Origin of the sequence: Hartmannibacter diazotrophicus (assembly GCF_900231165.1) — a bacterium.
Classification (GTDB): domain Bacteria; phylum Pseudomonadota; class Alphaproteobacteria; order Rhizobiales; family Pleomorphomonadaceae; genus Hartmannibacter; species Hartmannibacter diazotrophicus.
In genome coordinates this window covers 3,823,248-3,839,997 of sequence record NZ_LT960614.1, presented here as the reverse complement: position 1 = coordinate 3,839,997, position 16,750 = coordinate 3,823,248, and the positions used below count along the sequence as shown (strand labels likewise).

Below are 16,750 nucleotides of genomic sequence, written 5' to 3'. Positions count from 1 at the left end.
GTCTTGGCTCTTGCTGGAGCATGATCTTTTCGGAAAACCGGTTTCCACTTTTCCGGATCATGCTCAAAGTTCCTTGCGGATGTCGACGAAGCGGGTTAGCGCCACGATCATCATCAGCACCGTAATCAGGAGCACGATGGCGTTGGCGGCCGCGAGCGGGAACTGCAGGAAATTCGTCTGGACCTGGATGATCTTGCCGACGGAGGCGATCTGCTGGCCGCCCATGACGCCGATGGTGATGTAGTCGCCCATGACGATGGTGATGACGAAGATCGAGCCGATGGTGATGCCGGTCTTGCACAGCGGGATCACGACATTCCAGAGCGTCTGCCAGCCGCTGGCGCCGCTATCGTAGGCGGCCTCGATCAGCGACTTGTCGATGCGGAACATCGAGTTGATCAGCGGGATCAGCATGAACACGGTGTTGAGGTGCACGAAGGCAAGGACGACCGAGAAATCGGAATAGAGCAGGTCGTCGAGCGGCGTGTCGATGACGCCAAGTCCGAGCAGACCCTGGTTGATCAGCCCGTTGCGCCCGAGCAGCGGGATCCACGAGATCATGCGGATGACGTTCGAGGTCCAGAAGGGGATGGTGCAGACCAGCGCCAGCACGATCTGCATCGTCAGCGTGCGGACGTGAAAGACGAGGAAATAGGAGACAGTGAAGCCGATCAGCAGCGTCAGGAGCCAGACGAGGAAGCAGAATTTCAGCGTCGAGAGATAGGTCGCGAAAGTGGTGCAGAGCGACGGCAGGTTGGCAATGCACTGGTCGAAGACCTCGACGTAGTTCTTGGGCGTGAAGTCCGGCTCGATCGAATACTGGGTGTAGTTCCAGAAGCTGACGACGAGCGTTGCGATCAGCGGCAGGATGAAGAAGACGATGAAGACGGCGGCCATCGGCGCAGCCTGCCAATAGGGCGTCCATTTCGATGCGGTCATCGAGGGTGTGGGCATGGCGGCTCCGAAGGCGTTGCGCTCGATCGCGCGGGGCGTGTCCCGTGAGAGGGGGAGAAAGAGCGGCCTGCGCCGCTCTTTCCGGTCTTGAGGTCGCGGCGATTACGCGGCGATGAACTCGTTCCACTTCTTGATCATGTACTCGTTCTCGTCCATGACCGAGTTCCAGCAGGCAACGGCGCCCATGCGGGCCTCGTAGGAGCCGCCGTCGCGCACGGCGCCGGCCTTTTCCAAGAGCGTGCCGTCCGGCGCGTGGATGTCCTTTTCCGCCGGCTTGCCTTCCATCCAGTAGGCCCACTCGTAGGGCTCCATGTTCTCCTTGGCCGTGTCGAGAACGGCGGAGTAGTAGCCCTGGCGGTTGAGGTAGGCACCGGCCCAGCCGGACAGGAACCAGTTGATGAACTCGTAGGCGCCGTCGAGCTGCTTGCCCTTCAGCGTCTTCGGCAGGCCGAAGCCCGAAGCCCAGGCGCGATAGCCTTCCTTCAGCGGCTGGTAGGTGCAGGCGATGCCCTTGGAGCGAACGGCGGTGACCGCCGGCGACCACATCGACTGGATGACCACTTCGCCCGAGGCCATCAGGTTGACGCTCTCGTTGAAGTCCGACCAGAACGCACGGAACTGACCGGCCTTCTTGGCCTCCGTCAGCACCTTCATGGTCATGTCGATCTCTTCCTTGGTCATGTTGCCCTTGTCCGGGTACTTGTACTCACCCAGGGCTTCCACGACCATCGCGGCGTCCATGATGCCGATCGACGGGATGTTGAGGATGGCGGCCTTGCCCTTGAACTCGGGGTTCAGCAGTTCCTTCCAGCTCTCGATCGGACGGCCGATGAGGTCGGGACGGATGCCAAGCGTGTCGGCATTGTACACGGTCGGGATCAGGGTGATCCACTCGGTCTGCTCGGACGAGAACTTCTTGCCGAACTGCTTTTCCAGATAGAAGACCTTGGTCGGTGCCGTGCCCTGCAGACCGATCTTCTTGCCGTCGATCTCGCCCTTGGTCATGACGGTGGCAAGCTTGTCGGCATACTTGATCTTGTTGGCGTCCATGCCCATCAGGTTGCCCGACGGGACGAGGTTCGGCAGCGAGAAGTATTCGCTGTCGACGATGTCGAAGCTGTTCGGCTGGGTGATGATGCGCTTGGTGACGTCGTCGGTGGTGACCGGGATGTACTCGATCGTGATGCCGAGGTCTTCCTTCGCCTTCTTGGCGATGTCGGCCGACTGGTTGACGGCCGTGCCGAGGTAGCGAAGCGTGACGCCCTCGGCCGCGATGACCGCGGGGAAACCGGTGATGGCGCCCGAACCAGCGGCCACGGCGGCGGTGGCGGCGGCTCCCTTCAATACGCTGCGGCGGCTGAGGCCGTCGGCCTTCTTGTCGTTGGTCGTCATGTCGTCAGATCCCCTGTTTGGTTTGGTGTGTTCCGCCGGCATGCGGCGAAGACAGACGGCGCGGCGCGCGCCGAATGTTGCTCTGTCCGATCAGGTGGAGGGGGCGAGGCGATGGGCGTCGCCCGTGTCCCAGCCGATCGTGGCCTGGTGGCCGGTTTCCACCGGCGCGGCAAAGAAGGTGCGTTCGGGAACGATGGCCATGAGCTCCTGCTGGCCCTCGCCCTCGAGCGTCACGACGACCGTGTAGCCCTGGTATTCGACGCCGGTCACCGTGCCGGTGCGCTTGTAGGCCGTGGTCAGCGTCTCCGGATCGGCGGCCAGCGACACCTTGTCGGCGCGCACCGTGACGCGGGTTTCGTCGACCTCGATGATGTTGTGGCCGCCCATGAAGCGGGCGACGAACTCGGTCGCAGGCCTGTCGAAGATCTCCTGCGGCGTGCCGGCCTGCTCGATCTTGCCGTTGTTCATGACGACGACGAGGTCGGCGAGGGCCATGGCCTCTTCCTGGCCGTGGGTCACGTGAATGAAGGTGATGCCAAGCTCGCGCTGGAAGCGCTTCAGTTCGGCTCGCATCTTGATGCGCAGGAAGGGGTCGAGGGCCGACAGCGGCTCGTCGAGAAGCAGGATCACCGGGTCGGTGACGAGGGAACGGGCGAGGGCGACGCGCTGCTGCTGGCCGCCCGAGAGCTGCGAGGGCAGGCGGTCGGCGTAGGGCGTCATGGCGACCAGTTCCAGCATCTCGTCGGCGCGGGCATGGCGGCTCGCCTTGTCCTGGCCGCGCATCTTCAGCGAGAAGGCGACATTGTCGCGGACCGACAGGTGCGGAAACAGCGCGTAGCTCTGGAACATCATCGCGGTGCCGCGCTTGACCGGGGGCTCGCCGTTGACGACGCGCGGGCCGATGACGATGTCGCCGTCGGAAATGTCCTCGTGGCCCGCGATCATGCGCAGCGTGGAACTCTTACCGCAGCCGGAGGGGCCGAGAAGGCAGCAATAGGTGCCCGCCGGTATCTTGATGGAGATGTTGTCGACCGCGACAGTGCCGCTGTAGCTCTTGGTGACACTGGCAAGTTCCAGATCCGCGCCGCGCGACATGGCATGATCTCCAATCTGCAGATCGATCTCCGGTTTCAGGCCGATTTCATGTCCCGAAACAATGGTCCGGTCATCGTTCGCAAGTGATATGCCAAATGCTGATCGAGAGCGCTTTTGCGCCGTTTTACAGTATGTTATCGTTCCAGGTGCCGGTCTTGATGCAAGCCGCGCCGCGATGCGGGCGCCGGATTTGCCGCATTTCAAGGCAAATGCACACAATCAAATCGCTGTTTTGTATACAATCTGGATTTGCGGTCGCCTTCCGCTCGGCCTTATCCTAGCCGGAGATATCATGACCATCGAGCGGCGCGCGCAGGCGGGCCTTGCAGCAAGGGGGGCGCCAGTGGCCAAGGGCAAGACGGCATCGCAGCCTTCCGAAAGAATTCAGGCTGAGTTCGGCGGCTTCGGCGGTGCGGGTCTTCGCAGCGCCCGGGCGCGAACGATCTACGCCGCGCTGCTGGAGGCGATCCTCGCCGGCCGCCTGGCGCCGTCCATGCGCCTGCCCGAAGACGATATCGGCAGCATCTACGGTGCGAGCCGGACGATCGTGCGTTCGGCGCTGGAGGGCCTGTCGCGCGACGGCGTCATCGTTTTGGAACCCAACCGCGGGGCCTTCGTGGCCAGTCCCGGCGTCGTCGAGGCGCGGGAGGTGTTCGAGGCCCGGCTGCTGATCGAGCCGCACCTGACCCACGCGGCGGCCGGGCATGTCTCGAAGAAGGATATCGCGCTGCTGCGCCGGCACCTGGAGGCCGAGGAAGCCGCCGTGCATGACGAGCAGCAGGGAACCGCGATCCTGCTGTCGGGCCGCTTTCACGTGCTGGTCGCCGGCATGGCCGGGCAGGCGACGCTGGCCGGTTTCGTGCGCGAATTGGTGTCCCGCTCGTCGCTGATCGTGGCGCTCTACTGGCGCCGCCGCCAGGCGACCTGCGCCTGCGAAAGCCACCGGATTCTGGTCGACCTCCTGGCCGAGGGAAAAGGCGAGGAGGCCTCCCGCCTGATGCGCGAGCATCTGGTCGACACGCTGGAAGGGCTCGATCTCAGCGGCCCGCGCCAGGCAACGGCCAGCCTTGCCGAAGCCCTCGGCACCGACCTTGAGACTGCCGGGGCAAAGTCTGCCTGAGGCGGCTGGGCGTCTCGCGCCTATTCGTCGTCGTCGCGCGGTTTTCCCTGCAAGTCGCGCCTTTCCCGCAATTTCCTGCCGAGGGCGGTAATCCGCTTGTCGCCGGTCCGCACGATCTGCACGACCGTCTCGGTGGGGATGTCCTCGCCGATCAGTTCCGTGATCCGGAGCGGCAGGTCCGTCGGCGAACTGCCCGGCTGTGCCGTCGCGGGATTGGGGGAGGCGGGCTCGCCGGCCGTTTTCGTTCCGGATGGCTCTGGAAGAGGCGGCTGCGAAGCCGGTGGTGGGGGCACCGCGATCCTGGCGGCCATTTCGGCCGCGCGCGGCAGTGGCGATCGCGATGGTTCGTCCGCTGCCGCAGCCTGAACTGAACGTTTTTCGGCGCCGGGTTCGGGGGGCAGGCGGCCGAGCAATTGGGCGATGCGGCCTTGCAGCTCCGCAGAATGCGCCCGTTCCGACAGGAGGGCCGCCTCGCGTTCGGCGAGGATCTGGCGCAGATGGCCCTCGCGCTCCTGCTCTTCCTCGATCTGGATGTCGAAGTCGTTGCTGCTCGCCTGCAGGGCGAGGTTGTCGTTTTCCAGCTCGTGGATTCTGAGGCGGGCGATCGCCAGCGCATCCTCGGCTTCGCTGGTGCGGCGCTCCAGCGCGGAGGTCTTGGCCGCGTATTCGGCGCGGATGGCGTCCTTCTGGGCGGCTATTTCCTCAAGGGTCATGGGCAGGCGGGCGAGGGCGTCGCGTATCGCGAGGCGCCGGGCCCTGTGGGCAAGCGCGGGGGCGACCAGCAACGTGACGATGCCGGTGGTCAGGACGCCCAGCGCGAAATACATGGCCTGTTCGATCATCGCATGCCCCAACCGGCCGAAACCGTGGACGGCGGCCCCGAAGGGGGCCGTCCGGGCCGATTCCCAGTGCGGCCATTGGGCCCGCAAATTACGCCGGCGGCAAGGCTGATCAGAAGGGGTTCCAGGTCGGCTGCGGCGTGAACTTCAGATAACCGACGTTGATGCCGAGCCGGCCGCCGATGCCCGAGCGGACCGGGACGAGGGTGATCCCGCCGGAGCGCAGCACCGTCATGCCGAAGCCGCCGACCAGATAGGCCGAGCCGTCGACGCCGCCGAAGCGCTGGTAGATCGAATTCACGGCCGGCAGGTTGTAGACGAGCATCATCGTGCGCGCGCCGTCGGCGCCAAGGTCGAAGCCGAAGGTCGGACCCTGCCAGTAGACCTTGAGGTTGCCGGCGTTGCGGGTGAAGAGCGTGCCCTCGCCGTAGCGCAGGCCGCCGAAGATGGCTCCGGTCGCCTCCTGGCCGAGGATGTAGCCGTTCGGCTGGCCGTAGTTGGAGACGGCCCGTTCGATGACGCTGGCAAGGCCCGCCGAGATCTGCCCGAAGAACTCGTTGCCGGCGTTGACCAACTCTTCCTGCGAATAGCCGGTGTTGCTTCCGGCCTGCTGGGCGCGGGCGGTGGAGGGCAGGGCAAGCACCAGCGCCGGCAGGATCGCGCACAGGAGGGCCCATGCGGCAAGGGCATGCCGTCGCGGGCTTGCTGGCGAGAGGTGTCTTGTTCCCGCGCCGTCTGACATTCGGGGGCTGATTGTCATGACATCGATCCTTTCCGTCCTGGAACAAACGCGACACGTGGACCAAGCAAGAGCGCACGGATGGTTTACAAAGCCTTAACCATGACCATTTCCGCCGTTCAAAATCGTGTCATGCGTGTGCCCGGCTTGACGTTTCCTTTGCGACTTTCTGCTTTCGTGACGGTGACATGGACCTTGCCCGCGAGACCATGGGCGAGCGGTGGGCAGACGGCGCACAGGGGCGGAGCACAAAGAGGGCCGGGGATGACAGCAACAATGCGGCCGAGGAAGAGACGACCGGCGGGGGAGCGTCATCGTTGCGCGCGTCTGCCGTGGCTGCTTGCCGCCGCGATGTCCTTCATCGCCGCGCTGCCGGCCTTCGCGCTCAGCGACAGGATCGTCCACGATCCCTACACGGGCCTTGCCATCGAAGGCTACGATCCGGTCGCCTATTTCATCGTCGGCAAACCGGTGCGCGGCCGCAAGGAACGGGAAATCTTCCAGGGCAATGTCTTCTGGCGCTTCGACAACGAGGGCAACCAGCAGGCCTTCGTCGCCCATCCGCAGGTCTATCAGCCGGCCTATGGGGGCTATTCGGCCCTGTCGATCTCGCGCGGACTGCCGGTCCCGGGAGACCCCCGGATTTTCGTCGTCAGGGACGGGCGGCTTTTTCTCTTTGCGACGGACGTCCAGCGGCAGGTCTGGTTGCGGGATCCGGAAAGCCTGATAGAAATGGCCGACCGGCAATGGCCTGACGTCAGAACAACATTGTCTCCCTGATATCTGATACCGGATATCGGGGCGGTTCGTTCCTGCGTACCGCGTTCGCGCCCGCGACGGGTTGGCATCGCTGTTGGGGACGTGTATCCAGACGGCCATTCGCAGGATTTCTGGCGATTCGGGGCAGACCTTCGAGGCTTTGGTCAACCCGGTCGGAAGCGGGGTGTTCCATGTCCAAAGAACCCGATATCGAAACACTCGATTTCGCCGCGCTCATGTGTTCGCGGGTCTGTCACGATATCATCAGCCCGGTCGGCGCGATCACCAACGGTCTTGAAGTTCTCGACGAAGAGAACAACGAGGACATGAAGGCCTTCGCCTTCGATCTCATCCGCAAGAGCGCCCGGACGGCGTCGGCCAAGCTGCAGTTCGCCCGCCTTGCCTTCGGGGCGGCCGGATCGGCGGGGGCGGAAGTCGACCTCGGCGACGCGGAAAAGGTCGCGCGCGGCTTCATGGAGAGCGAGAAGCCGGAACTCATCTGGAACGCGCCGCGCCTTCTCCTGCCGAAGAACCAGGTCAAGCTGCTTCTCAACCTGCTTCTGTGCTCGCTGCACGCCATTCCGCGCGGCGGATCGATCACGGTCACGCTGACGGGCGACGCGCCCTGTCCGTCGCAGAAGATCGAGGCCAAGGGCATGGCCGCGCGCATTCCGCCGCATGTGGTCGACCTGCTTGCCGGTATTCCCGGCGAGAATGTCGATGCGCAGGCGATCCAGCCCTTCTATGCCGGAATGCTGGCGCGCGATGCCGGCATGGCCGTCACGATCGAGAAGATCGACGACTGCGTCATCTTCGAGGCGACGCCGGTTGCCAGCGCGACCGCCGAGCAGAAAGCCTCGGCTGAAGGCTGACCGCGCGACCGGGGACAAGTCCCGGTCCTCGGTATTCCTGCTTATCGGGACCGCATCGGGTGGGGTCCTCGGGCTGCTGCAGTGGCTTGAGGACTTTCCGGCCTGCCTGCATCCTTGCAGGCGGCGCCGTCCTGCGCGCGGAAAGCCGCCGGAAATGTGCTGCGATAGACCCGCGTCGCACGGCGGCAATTGTGAATTCTTTGTAAATATAAACAAAGTATTGCTATCTAGTTTCTAGAAATAGGGCTGAAGTTTTTGGCCTATTCGTTTCAGTCAATCTTAACCGTTTGATCCGACACTCTCCGACATTGAAGTAACCGGTTCTCAGTTTGCCGTGTGGTCGAGCTCGACTGCCCGGATTGTCCGGAGAGAGTACAAATGGATGATCTGCTGCGGGAATTCCTGACAGAGACGAATGAAAGTCTTGATGTTGTCGACGTCGAACTGGTCAAGTTCGAGCAGGAGCCGAACAATGCCCGGATCCTCGACAACATTTTCCGCCTTGTTCACACGATCAAGGGAACCTGCGGCTTTCTGGGATTGCCCCGTCTTGAGGCTCTGGCGCATGCCGCCGAGACACTCATGGGCAAGTTCCGCGACGGTGCGGCGGTAACGCCCCAGGCGGTCAGCCTCATCCTGCAGACCATCGACCGGATCAAGGAAATCCTCGCCGAGCTCGAAGCCAAGGAAGGCGAGGAGCCTCAGGGCGACGACAGCGACCTCATCAAGCAGCTTGAAGCCATGTCGCTGGCGGGCGACGCCAACATGGCCGAGACCAAGAAGAAGGCCAAGGAAGACAAGGCTGCCAAGGCCGAGACCAAGGGCACCCTGATCGACCAGACGCTGGAGCGCGAGCTGCGCCTCGGCGAAGTCTCGCTCGACGAACTGGAACGCGCCTTCCGCGAAACCGAGGTCGAGGTCGAGATCGCCAGCGAGGCTCCTGCCGAGGCCGAGCCCGTTCCGCAGGCGGTCGATTTCGCCAAGGTCGCCGCGGAACTGGAAAGCCGCATGGGCCGCACCGGTGCCGCCACGGCTGCCAAGCAGGCCAAGGTCGAGGACGACCATCATTCCGAGGGCGGCGAGCAGAAGGCCAGCGTCTCCAGCCAGTCGATCCGCGTCAACGTCGAGACCCTCGAACAGCTGATGACCATGGTCTCCGAGCTGGTGCTGACGCGCAACCAGCTTCTGGAAATCGTCCGTCGCCACGAGGACAGCGAATTCAAGGTGCCGCTGCAGCGCCTCTCCAATGTCACCGCCGAACTGCAGGAAGGCGTCATGAAGACGCGCATGCAGCCGATCGGCAACGCCTGGCAGAAGCTGCCGCGCATCGTGCGCGACCTTGCCCAGGAACTCGACAAGGAGATCGAGCTGGAGATGATCGGCGCCGAGACGGAACTCGACCGTCAGGTGCTGGAGCTGATCAAGGATCCGCTCACCCACATGGTCCGCAACTCCGCCGACCATGGCCTGGAGACCAAGGACGGCCGCCGCAAGGCCGGCAAGCCGGTCAAGGGCGTCGTCCGCCTGTCCGCCTATCATGAGGGCGGCCACATCATCATCGAGATCTCCGACGATGGTCGCGGTCTCAACGTGGAACGCATCAAGCAGAAGGTCGTCGAGAACGGGCTGGCCACCGAGGCCGAGCTCGAGAAGATGTCGGATGCCCAGATCCACAGGTATATCTTCGCGGCGGGCTTCTCCACGGCTGCCGCCGTCACCTCCGTCTCCGGCCGCGGCGTCGGCATGGACGTGGTGCGCAACAACATCGAGCTGATCGGCGGCACCGTCGACCTGAAATCGGTGCCGGGCAAGGGCTCCACCTTCACCATCAAGATCCCGCTGACGCTGGCGATCGTCTCGACGCTGATCGTCGAGGCCTGCGGCGACCGCTTCGCGATCCCCCAGCTTTCGGTGGTCGAGCTCGTGCGCGTCCAGTCGAATTCTGAGCATCGCATCGAGCGCATCAAGGAGACGCCGGTCCTTCGCCTGCGCAACAAGCTCCTGCCGCTCGTCACCCTCGGCGATCTCTTGCAGATTTCGGATGCGTCCAGCGCCACGGCCGATGACGGCTTCATCGTCGTCATGCAGGTGGGCAGCCAGACCTTCGGCATCGTCGTCGACGGCGTCTTCCATACGGAGGAAATCGTCGTCAAGCCGATGTCCAAGATGCTGCGCGACATCACGATGTTCTCCGGCAACACCATTCTCGGCGACGGCAGCGTGATCATGATCATCGATCCGAACGGCGTCGCCTCGGCGCTGGGCTCGACGGTCGCAGCCGACGTCAACGAGATGGCCGAACACGAGAAGGTGCAGGCCGTCAACGAACAGTCGCGCATCTCCATGCTGCTCTTCCGCGCCGGCTCCGCCGAGCCGAAGGCCGTGCCGCTGTCGCTGGTCACGCGTCTGGAAGAGTTCGAGATCGACAAGATCGAGACTTCCAACGGCCGCGAGCTGGTCCAGTATCGCGGGTCGCTGATGCCGCTCGTGCGCATGAACGACATGGTCCGCCATCGCACCGAAGGCTCGCAGCCGATGCTGGTCTTCTCCGATGCCGGCCGCTCCATGGGCCTCGTCGTCGACGAGATCGTGGACATTGTCGAGGAGCGCCTGGATATCCAGGTCAGCTCGGAAATTCCGGGCGTGCTCGGATCGGCGGTCATCAAGGGCAAGGCGACGGAAGTCGTCGACATCGGCTACTACCTGCCGCTCGCCTTCGAGGACTGGTTCATCCGCAAGGAGTTCGCCCACGCGAGCCTGACGCGCAAGCTGCTCTTCGTCGACGACAGCGCCTTCTTCCGCAACATGCTGGGTCCGGTGCTGAAGGCGGCGGGCTTCGACGTGACCATCTGCGCCTCGGCGACGGATGCCCTGCGCAAGGTTGCCGAGACGACCTACGACGTCATCGTCTCCGACATCGAGATGCCGGACGTCAACGGCTTCGATCTGGCCGAGATGCTGCGCAAGGACCCGCGCATGAAGCAGACGCCGATCATCGCGCTGTCGTCGCTGTGCACGCCGGCCGCCATCGAGCGCGGCCGTCAGTCGGGCTTTGACGATTATGTCGCCAAGTTCGACCGTCCGGGCCTCATCGCCTCGCTCAAGGAACTCACCAGCCAGGATATGGGAATGGCGGCATGACCAACCCGACGACAGCTTCCAACGACAGGGCCGATCACATGTCGACCGCCGGCGATACCATCCAGTATGTGACCATCGTCATCGGTGGCCAGCTCTTCGGCCTGCCGATCTCCAAGGTCCACGATGTGTTCGTGCCGGAGAGCATCACCCGCGTGCCGCTCTCCCAGACCGAGATCGCGGGCGTTCTGAACCTGCGCGGGCGGATCGTCACGGCGATCAACATGCGCCGCCGGCTCGGCCTGCCGCCGCGCGAGGGCGAGCATGGCATCATGGCCGTCGGCATCGAATTCCGCGGCGAATCCTACGGCCTCATCATCGACGAGGTCGGCGAGGTGCTGAACCTTTCGTCGTCGCAGAGCGAAGCCAACCCTTCCAACCTCGATCGCCGCTGGACGGAGATCTCGGCCGGTGTTCACCGCCTCGATGGCCAGCTCATGGTCATCCTGGATGTCGAGCGCGTGCTCGGCAACATCGCGGAACAGATGGCCGCCTGATGGCAAGAGGCCGGCGGTCCCTTTCGGACCGGCGGCCTTCCAAGCAAGCGACTGACGGTGCGAGAGCCAGTCGTCACTCATGGAGCGCACAATGAAAAACTGTCTGGTTGTCGATGATTCCAGTGTGATCCGGAAGGTCGCACGACGGATTCTGGAAGACCTCTCCTTCACCATCACCGAGGCCGAGGATGGCGAACAGGCGCTGCGCGCGTGCAACGAGCAGATGCCCGACGCGATCCTGCTCGACTGGAACATGCCGGTCATGGACGGGATCGAGTTTCTTGGCCGCCTGCGCGAGCTGAGGGGCGGCGACGCTCCGAAGGTCGTGTTCTGCACCACGGAAAACGACGTCGGCCATATCGCCAAGGCCATCCGCGCCGGCGCCAACGAATACATCATGAAGCCGTTCGACCGCGAGATCGTCGAGGCGAAGTTCCAGGAGGTCGGTCTCATCTGACCGTTGTCCGCCGAATCCTGCGCCTGACGAGAGATAAGAGAAGATGGCTCCATTGCACGCCACAGCCATGACGGGTCCCGTCACTGACCCGATCCGAGTGATGGTCGTTGACGATTCCGTCGTGATCCGCGGTCTGATCGGCCGCTGGATCGACGAGGAGAGGTCGCTTGCCGTCGTCGCCAGCCATCGCAATGGCCGGCTCGCCGTCGATGACGTCAAGAGAGCGAACCCGGACGTCGTGGTGCTCGATATCGAGATGCCCGACATGGACGGGCTGACCGCCCTGCCGCTGCTTTTGAAGCAGAAGCCGAATCTCGTCGTCATCATTGCGTCAACGCTGTCACGCAGGAATGCGGAAATCAGCCTCAAGGCGCTGTCGCTCGGCGCCGCCGACTATGTGCCGAAGCCGGAAGGCAACAGCCAGGTCACCACTTCGGCGGAGTTTCGCCGTGAGCTGATCGAAAAGGTCACGAACCTAGGCGAGCGCGCCAAGCGGCGTCCGGCCAGGGCGATGAGCGCGACGGTGGCGATGCAGACGCGCACCGCGCAGCAGGCATCCGCCCAGCCCGCGGCACCGGCCGGCGCAACGCCGATCCGGATGCGCCAGCCGGTCGAGGCGCCGGCGGTCCGGAACAAGTCCGCCTTCACGCTCAAGTCCTATTCCGCGTCCCGCCCGCGCGTCCTTTGCGTCGGCTCGTCGACCGGCGGACCGCAGGCTCTCAACGCGTTCTTCGGCCACGTGGGCAGTTCCATGGGAAATATCCCTGTCCTGCTGACCCAGCACATGCCGCCGACCTTCACCGCGATCCTCGCCGAGCACCTGACCAAGGCGGCCGGACGTCCGGCGGCGGAAGGCCAGGACGGCGAAGTGGTGCGGCCGGGCCGCATCTACGTGGCACCGGGCGGCAAGCACATGACGGTCGCCAAGACCGGCACCGAGATGGTCATCCGTCTCAACGACGGACCGCCCGTCAATTTCTGCAAGCCGGCGGTCGACCCGCTGTTCCAGTCGGCGGTCGAGGCCTACGGCTCGGCGGTTCTCGGCGTGATCCTGACCGGCATGGGCGCGGACGGGGCAAAGGGCGTGACGCAGATCGCCCAGGCGGGCGGCAACTGTCTCGCCCAGGACGAGGAAACCAGCGTTGTCTGGGGCATGCCGGGTGCGGCGGCTCATACGGGGATGTGCGCCGATGTGCTGCCCCTCGACGAACTCGGCCGCAAGGTCGCGCGTATCTTGATGGGAGGACGGCTGTGACCCCCGCTGAATTCGACTTTCTCAGGCAATTCCTGAAGATCCGCTCCGGGCTGGTTCTCTCCAACGAGAAGCAGTATCTCGTCGAGAGCCGTCTCCTGCCGGTTGCCCGCAAGGCCGGGCTCGCCTCCATCGCGCTCCTGATCGGCAAGCTTCGCGACCCGCGCGAGCAGAAGCTCGCCGACGAGGTCGTCGAGGCGATGACGACCAACGAATCCTTCTTCTTCCGCGACAAGACGCCCTTCGACCATCTCAAGGACGTCATGCTTCCGGCGATGCTGGAGAAGCGGGCGACCCAGCGCAAGATCCGCATCTGGTGCGCGGCGGCCTCCACCGGCCAGGAGCCCTATTCGATCGCGATGTGCCTGAAGGAAATGGGTGCGCGCCTGTCGGGCTGGCGCATCGAGATCATCGGCACCGACATTTCCAACGACGTGCTCGACCGGGCGAAGGCCGGCACCTACAGCCAGTTCGAGGTGCAGCGCGGCCTGCCGATCCAGATGCTGCTGAAGTATTTCACGCAGCGCGGCGATACGTGGGAGATCTCCTCCAGCCTCAAGCAGATGGTGCAGTGGCGCAAGCTCAACCTGCTCGACAATTTCTCCACGCTCGGCACCTTCGATATCGTCTTCTGCCGCAACGTGCTGATCTACTTCGATCAGCCCACCAAGGTGGATGTGCTCAACCGCATCAGCAAGATGGTGACACCTGACGGCTATCTGGTGCTTGGCGCGGCCGAAACGGTCGTCGGCCTGACCGATGCCTTCCAGTCGCTGCCCGATCGCCGTGGCCTCTACATGCCGGCAGGCAAGGCGGGGGACAAGCGTGCGCCTCTGGCCGGGACCCCGCGCCTTGCGGCCTTCGGAGGCAGCGCCGCCTGAGCGTCTTCAGCCCTTGGCGCCGGTGGGGCGCCGGGGCATCGCAGAATTCTTCGGAAAGGCCGGATGTTCTCGCATCCGGCCTTTTTCGTTTTCGTGGACCCTCATCCGGGCGGGACGGTGACGATTGTCGATCCGATTATTGGCAGAAGGACCTAAGCATTTGTGCGCATCAGGCGGCGCAAGCTTTCAACGCCCTGACGATCTCTATGAAATATCATCGTAATTCGAGTGGGCGTTCTCTTGCGAAGTGCGGCCGATCTCGCGCTGCGACATTATTTCACGTTTGTATTTAACACCTTGGCAAGTCGCCGCTGTCACCGTTCTCAGGAATTTGTGAACCAACGTAGCAGTGGCTGGGGTATGTGAATGCGGGCAACAATCAAGGTGAAGCTGCCGGTCATGATCGTCGGTCTGGCGCTGATCAGCGCGGCGACAATCGGCGTGATCGGATGGCAGGGTGCGCGCAGTGCGCTGGCCGAGGCTGCCGTTTCCCGGCTGTCGCTTGCCGTCGACGGGCGCAAGGATCTGATCGAGTCGGCCGCGCGCCGGGTCAAGCTCGACCTTGCCAACGTGGCCGAGACGTCCATCGTCGGTTCCAGCATCCGCGACCTTGACGCCAACCTTGAGCTCAACCCGGCCGACTTTGAAAAGAACAAGGCCTATTTCAGCGGGGCGCCGGAGGAGGTGCTCCAGAAGGACGGCGCCGATTCCGACACCATGTACGGCTATCGCCATGCCAAGGTGCACGGTCTGCTGAAGGAGGCCATGCAGCGCGGCGGCTTTGCCGACATCCTGCTGCTCTCGCCGGAAGGCCGCGTGATCTATTCGGTCACCAAGGGCTCCGACTTCATGCAGCGTCAGGACGAAGCCGACATGAAGGCCTCCGGCCTCGGCCGTCTCTTCGAGGCGATGAAGGCCGACCCGGAAACGACCGTCTTTGAGGATTTCGCGCCCTATTCCTTTACCGGGGGACAGCCGAGCGCCTTCATCGGCACGGCCATCACACGGCGCAGCAACGCCGCGATGAATGCGGCCCAGAAGGTGGAACTTGCCGGCTTTACCGTCTTCCGGCTCGAGCCTTCCTTCTTCAACGCCATCCTCGGAGATCGGCGCGGCCTCGGCGGGACCGGCGAAACGGTGGCCGTCGGTGCCGACGGCATTCTTCGCAGTTCGGCACCGGGCGAGGAGGCCGCTGCGGGCGATCCGCTGACCAAACTCGGCTATGAAGGCGTGCCTGCGGTCGACACAGCGCTGTCCTTCGAACGCGCCGGCGTGCCGTTCATGGGGATCGCCAACGAGGTCAACATTCTCGGCAAGACGTGGACCCTGATTGCCGCCCAGTCGACCGGTGAGGCTTTTGCCGCCGTCGACAAGATGACCCGGACGATGCTGATCGCGGCCGGTTTGCTCGTGGTCGGCACGATCATCATCGGGCTTCTGGCGGCGCGCGGTATGACGCGGCCGCTCGCGGCCCTGACCGGCACGCTGCAGAAGATGGCCACCGGCGAGACCGGGCTTTCCATCGCGGGCGCCTCGCGCCAGGACGAGATCGGCGACATCGCCCGCGCGGTCGTCGAGATCCGCGAGATGACCGAGGCGGAGGCGCTCAACCGCGTCGACGCGGAAGCACGGGAACGCGAACAGCGGGACGCCGAGCGCCGCCAGATCATGGAACAGCTGGCGCGCGACTTCGAGGAGCGGGTTGGCTCGGTCGTCGCGACCTTCGTTTCGGCGGCATCCGCGCTGGAGCAATCGGCCAGCGAGATGGCGCATATCGCCGAGGAGAGCAGCGAGCGGTCCGGCGCGGTCGCGGAGGCTTCCGACCAGGCGAGCAGCAACGTGCGCTCTGTCGCGGCTGCCTCCGATCAGCTCTTTGCGTCCATTCGCGAGGTGTCCGTCCTGATCCAGCGCTCCGGCGGCATCGCCAACGAGGCCGACCGCCATGCGGAATCGACCAATGCGATCGTCGATTCCCTTGCCGGGACGGCCGCGCGCATCGGCACCGTCGTCGACATCATCCAGTCCATCGCCGAGCAGACCAACCTGCTTGCCCTCAACGCGACCATCGAGGCCGCGCGGGCCGGCGAGATGGGCAAGGGCTTTGCCGTCGTTGCCGGCGAGGTGAAGAATCTCGCCAGCCAGACGGCGCGGGCGACGGAGGAAATCGGCGGGCAGATCTCCGAGATGCGCGATGCGACGCAGACCGCGGTCGACGCGATCCAGAAGATCCGCAATGTGGTCGGCGAGATCGGCAACGCGGTCGGTTCGGTGGCCGCTGCGGTCGAGGAGCAGTCGGCGGCAACCAGCGAGATCGCGCGGTCTGCCCAGAGCGCGTCTTCCGGCACGGCGGCCGTTTCGACCAACATCGCGGATGTGCGCGTTGCCGTCGACAAGACCGATCATGCCGCGGCCTCGGTCGCCGAACAGGCGCGCAGTCTCGGCCGCGAGGCCGGCGAATTGCGCGCCAACCTTTCCAGCTTCGTGCAGCAGATTCTGGCGGCCTGAGCCCCTGATCGAGCGGTCCGGCCGGGGGGCTTTGCGTCTCCGGCGGGCCCTTTCCGGTCCTTCGGTACGGGGCTTTCCGCCGCGTGCGGATTTGTGTCTTGGCTTTGGCGCGGCCGCGCGGCTATCCTGTCGCCTCAGGTCGTGGAACGGATTCCTTTCGATCCCGCGGGAAAAATGGGTCGGTGTGTCGCCTTCATCAGGTCTTTGTTGCCTGAGGGCTGCGTTCCGTCCCGACCGGATGAGCGGGATC

General features: G+C 64.4%; 14 protein-coding genes. 9 read left to right on the top strand and 5 right to left on the bottom strand.

Translation table 11 applies throughout. The features are described 5' to 3' along the window. Positions 1-63: 63 nt before the first annotated feature. The 3 genes from HDIA_RS17885 to HDIA_RS17875 form a co-directional block, all read right to left on the bottom strand. Positions 64-954: an ABC transporter permease gene (locus HDIA_RS17885; RefSeq protein ID WP_099557402.1), complete on the bottom strand. Its 891-nt coding sequence runs from the start codon at positions 952-954 to the stop codon at positions 64-66. Between the two features lie 102 nt (positions 955-1,056). Then, positions 1,057-2,346 (bottom strand): ABC transporter substrate-binding protein, encoded by a 1,290-nt coding sequence (locus HDIA_RS17880; RefSeq protein WP_099557401.1) that lies wholly within the window; start codon positions 2,344-2,346, stop codon positions 1,057-1,059. Positions 2,347-2,436: 90 nt separating this feature from the next. Beyond that, positions 2,437-3,441 (bottom strand): ABC transporter ATP-binding protein, encoded by a 1,005-nt coding sequence (locus HDIA_RS17875; protein WP_099557400.1) that lies wholly within the window; start codon positions 3,439-3,441, stop codon positions 2,437-2,439. A gap of 292 nt (positions 3,442-3,733) precedes the next feature. Between HDIA_RS17875 and HDIA_RS17870 the strand changes: the two genes are divergently transcribed. Continuing rightward, on the top strand, positions 3,734-4,561 hold the full coding sequence (locus HDIA_RS17870) for a GntR family transcriptional regulator (protein WP_099557399.1): 828 nt from the start codon (positions 3,734-3,736) through the stop codon (positions 4,559-4,561). A 20-nt stretch (positions 4,562-4,581) separates the two neighbouring features. Here HDIA_RS17870 and HDIA_RS17865 read toward each other — a convergent pair whose 3' ends face one another. Both HDIA_RS17865 and HDIA_RS17860 read right to left on the bottom strand, forming a co-directional pair. Next, a complete protein-coding gene (locus HDIA_RS17865; RefSeq protein ID WP_157775721.1) occupies positions 4,582-5,403 on the bottom strand; it encodes a hypothetical protein in 822 nt (273 codons plus the stop codon). A 109-nt stretch (positions 5,404-5,512) separates the two neighbouring features. Continuing rightward, a complete protein-coding gene (locus HDIA_RS17860) occupies positions 5,513-6,142 on the bottom strand; it encodes a DUF1134 domain-containing protein (RefSeq protein WP_099557397.1) in 630 nt (209 codons plus the stop codon). Positions 6,143-6,403: 261 nt separating this feature from the next. Between HDIA_RS17860 and HDIA_RS17855 the strand changes: the two genes are divergently transcribed. From HDIA_RS17855 to HDIA_RS17820, 8 genes are all read left to right on the top strand, one after another. After that, positions 6,404-6,919, top strand: coding sequence for a YHS domain-containing (seleno)protein (locus HDIA_RS17855; protein WP_157775720.1), 516 nt, complete (start codon positions 6,404-6,406; stop codon positions 6,917-6,919). 170 nt (positions 6,920-7,089) lie between these two features. Further along, complete coding sequence (chpT, locus tag HDIA_RS17850) at positions 7,090-7,770, top strand: histidine phosphotransferase ChpT (protein ID WP_099557395.1); 681 nt, start codon at positions 7,090-7,092, stop codon at positions 7,768-7,770. A gap of 378 nt (positions 7,771-8,148) precedes the next feature. After that, complete coding sequence (locus tag HDIA_RS17845; RefSeq protein WP_099557394.1) at positions 8,149-10,911, top strand: hybrid sensor histidine kinase/response regulator; 2,763 nt, start codon at positions 8,149-8,151, stop codon at positions 10,909-10,911. Beyond that, positions 10,908-11,405 carry a chemotaxis protein CheW gene (locus HDIA_RS17840; RefSeq protein WP_099557393.1) on the top strand — a complete coding sequence of 166 codons (498 nt, stop codon included), beginning with the start codon at positions 10,908-10,910 and terminating at the stop codon, positions 11,403-11,405. Before HDIA_RS17845 ends, HDIA_RS17840 begins: the two co-directional genes overlap by 4 nt. Before the next feature lie 91 nt (positions 11,406-11,496). After that, a complete protein-coding gene (locus tag HDIA_RS17835) occupies positions 11,497-11,862 on the top strand; it encodes a response regulator (RefSeq protein WP_099558986.1) in 366 nt (121 codons plus the stop codon). Positions 11,863-11,962: 100 nt separating this feature from the next. After that, positions 11,963-13,117: a protein-glutamate methylesterase/protein-glutamine glutaminase gene (locus HDIA_RS17830; RefSeq protein ID WP_099557392.1), complete on the top strand. Its 1,155-nt coding sequence runs from the start codon at positions 11,963-11,965 to the stop codon at positions 13,115-13,117. Beyond that, positions 13,114-13,995, top strand: coding sequence for a CheR family methyltransferase (locus HDIA_RS17825; protein WP_099557391.1), 882 nt, complete (start codon positions 13,114-13,116; stop codon positions 13,993-13,995). The genes HDIA_RS17830 and HDIA_RS17825 overlap by 4 nt, the downstream gene beginning before the upstream one ends. 366 nt (positions 13,996-14,361) lie before the next feature. Then, positions 14,362-16,500 (top strand): methyl-accepting chemotaxis protein, encoded by a 2,139-nt coding sequence (locus tag HDIA_RS17820; RefSeq protein WP_099557390.1) that lies wholly within the window; start codon positions 14,362-14,364, stop codon positions 16,498-16,500. Positions 16,501-16,750: the final 250 nt, after the last annotated feature.

Excerpts from the sequence above, each read along its gene's own strand:
- HDIA_RS17880 (WP_099557401.1), bottom strand. The coding sequence starts at position 2,346 with ATGACGACCAACGACAAGAAGGCCGACGGCCTCAGCCGCCGCAGCGTA.
- HDIA_RS17830 (WP_099557392.1), top strand. The coding sequence starts at position 11,963 with ATGGTCGTTGACGATTCCGTCGTGATCCGCGGTCTGATCGGCCGCTGG.
- HDIA_RS17840 (WP_099557393.1), top strand. The coding sequence starts at position 10,908 with ATGACCAACCCGACGACAGCTTCCAACGACAGGGCCGATCACATGTCG.
- HDIA_RS17860 (WP_099557397.1), bottom strand. The coding sequence starts at position 6,142 with ATGTCAGACGGCGCGGGAACAAGACACCTCTCGCCAGCAAGCCCGCGA.
- HDIA_RS17855 (WP_157775720.1), top strand. The coding sequence starts at position 6,404 with ATGACAGCAACAATGCGGCCGAGGAAGAGACGACCGGCGGGGGAGCGT.
- HDIA_RS17865 (WP_157775721.1), bottom strand. The coding sequence starts at position 5,403 with ATGATCGAACAGGCCATGTATTTCGCGCTGGGCGTCCTGACCACCGGC.
- HDIA_RS17835 (WP_099558986.1), top strand. The coding sequence starts at position 11,497 with ATGAAAAACTGTCTGGTTGTCGATGATTCCAGTGTGATCCGGAAGGTC.
- HDIA_RS17845 (WP_099557394.1), top strand. The coding sequence starts at position 8,149 with ATGGATGATCTGCTGCGGGAATTCCTGACAGAGACGAATGAAAGTCTT.
- HDIA_RS17870 (WP_099557399.1), top strand. The coding sequence starts at position 3,734 with ATGACCATCGAGCGGCGCGCGCAGGCGGGCCTTGCAGCAAGGGGGGCG.
- HDIA_RS17885 (WP_099557402.1), bottom strand. The coding sequence starts at position 954 with ATGCCCACACCCTCGATGACCGCATCGAAATGGACGCCCTATTGGCAG.
- HDIA_RS17875 (WP_099557400.1), bottom strand. The coding sequence starts at position 3,441 with ATGTCGCGCGGCGCGGATCTGGAACTTGCCAGTGTCACCAAGAGCTAC.
- HDIA_RS17820 (WP_099557390.1), top strand. The coding sequence starts at position 14,362 with ATGCGGGCAACAATCAAGGTGAAGCTGCCGGTCATGATCGTCGGTCTG.
- chpT (WP_099557395.1), top strand. The coding sequence starts at position 7,090 with ATGTCCAAAGAACCCGATATCGAAACACTCGATTTCGCCGCGCTCATG.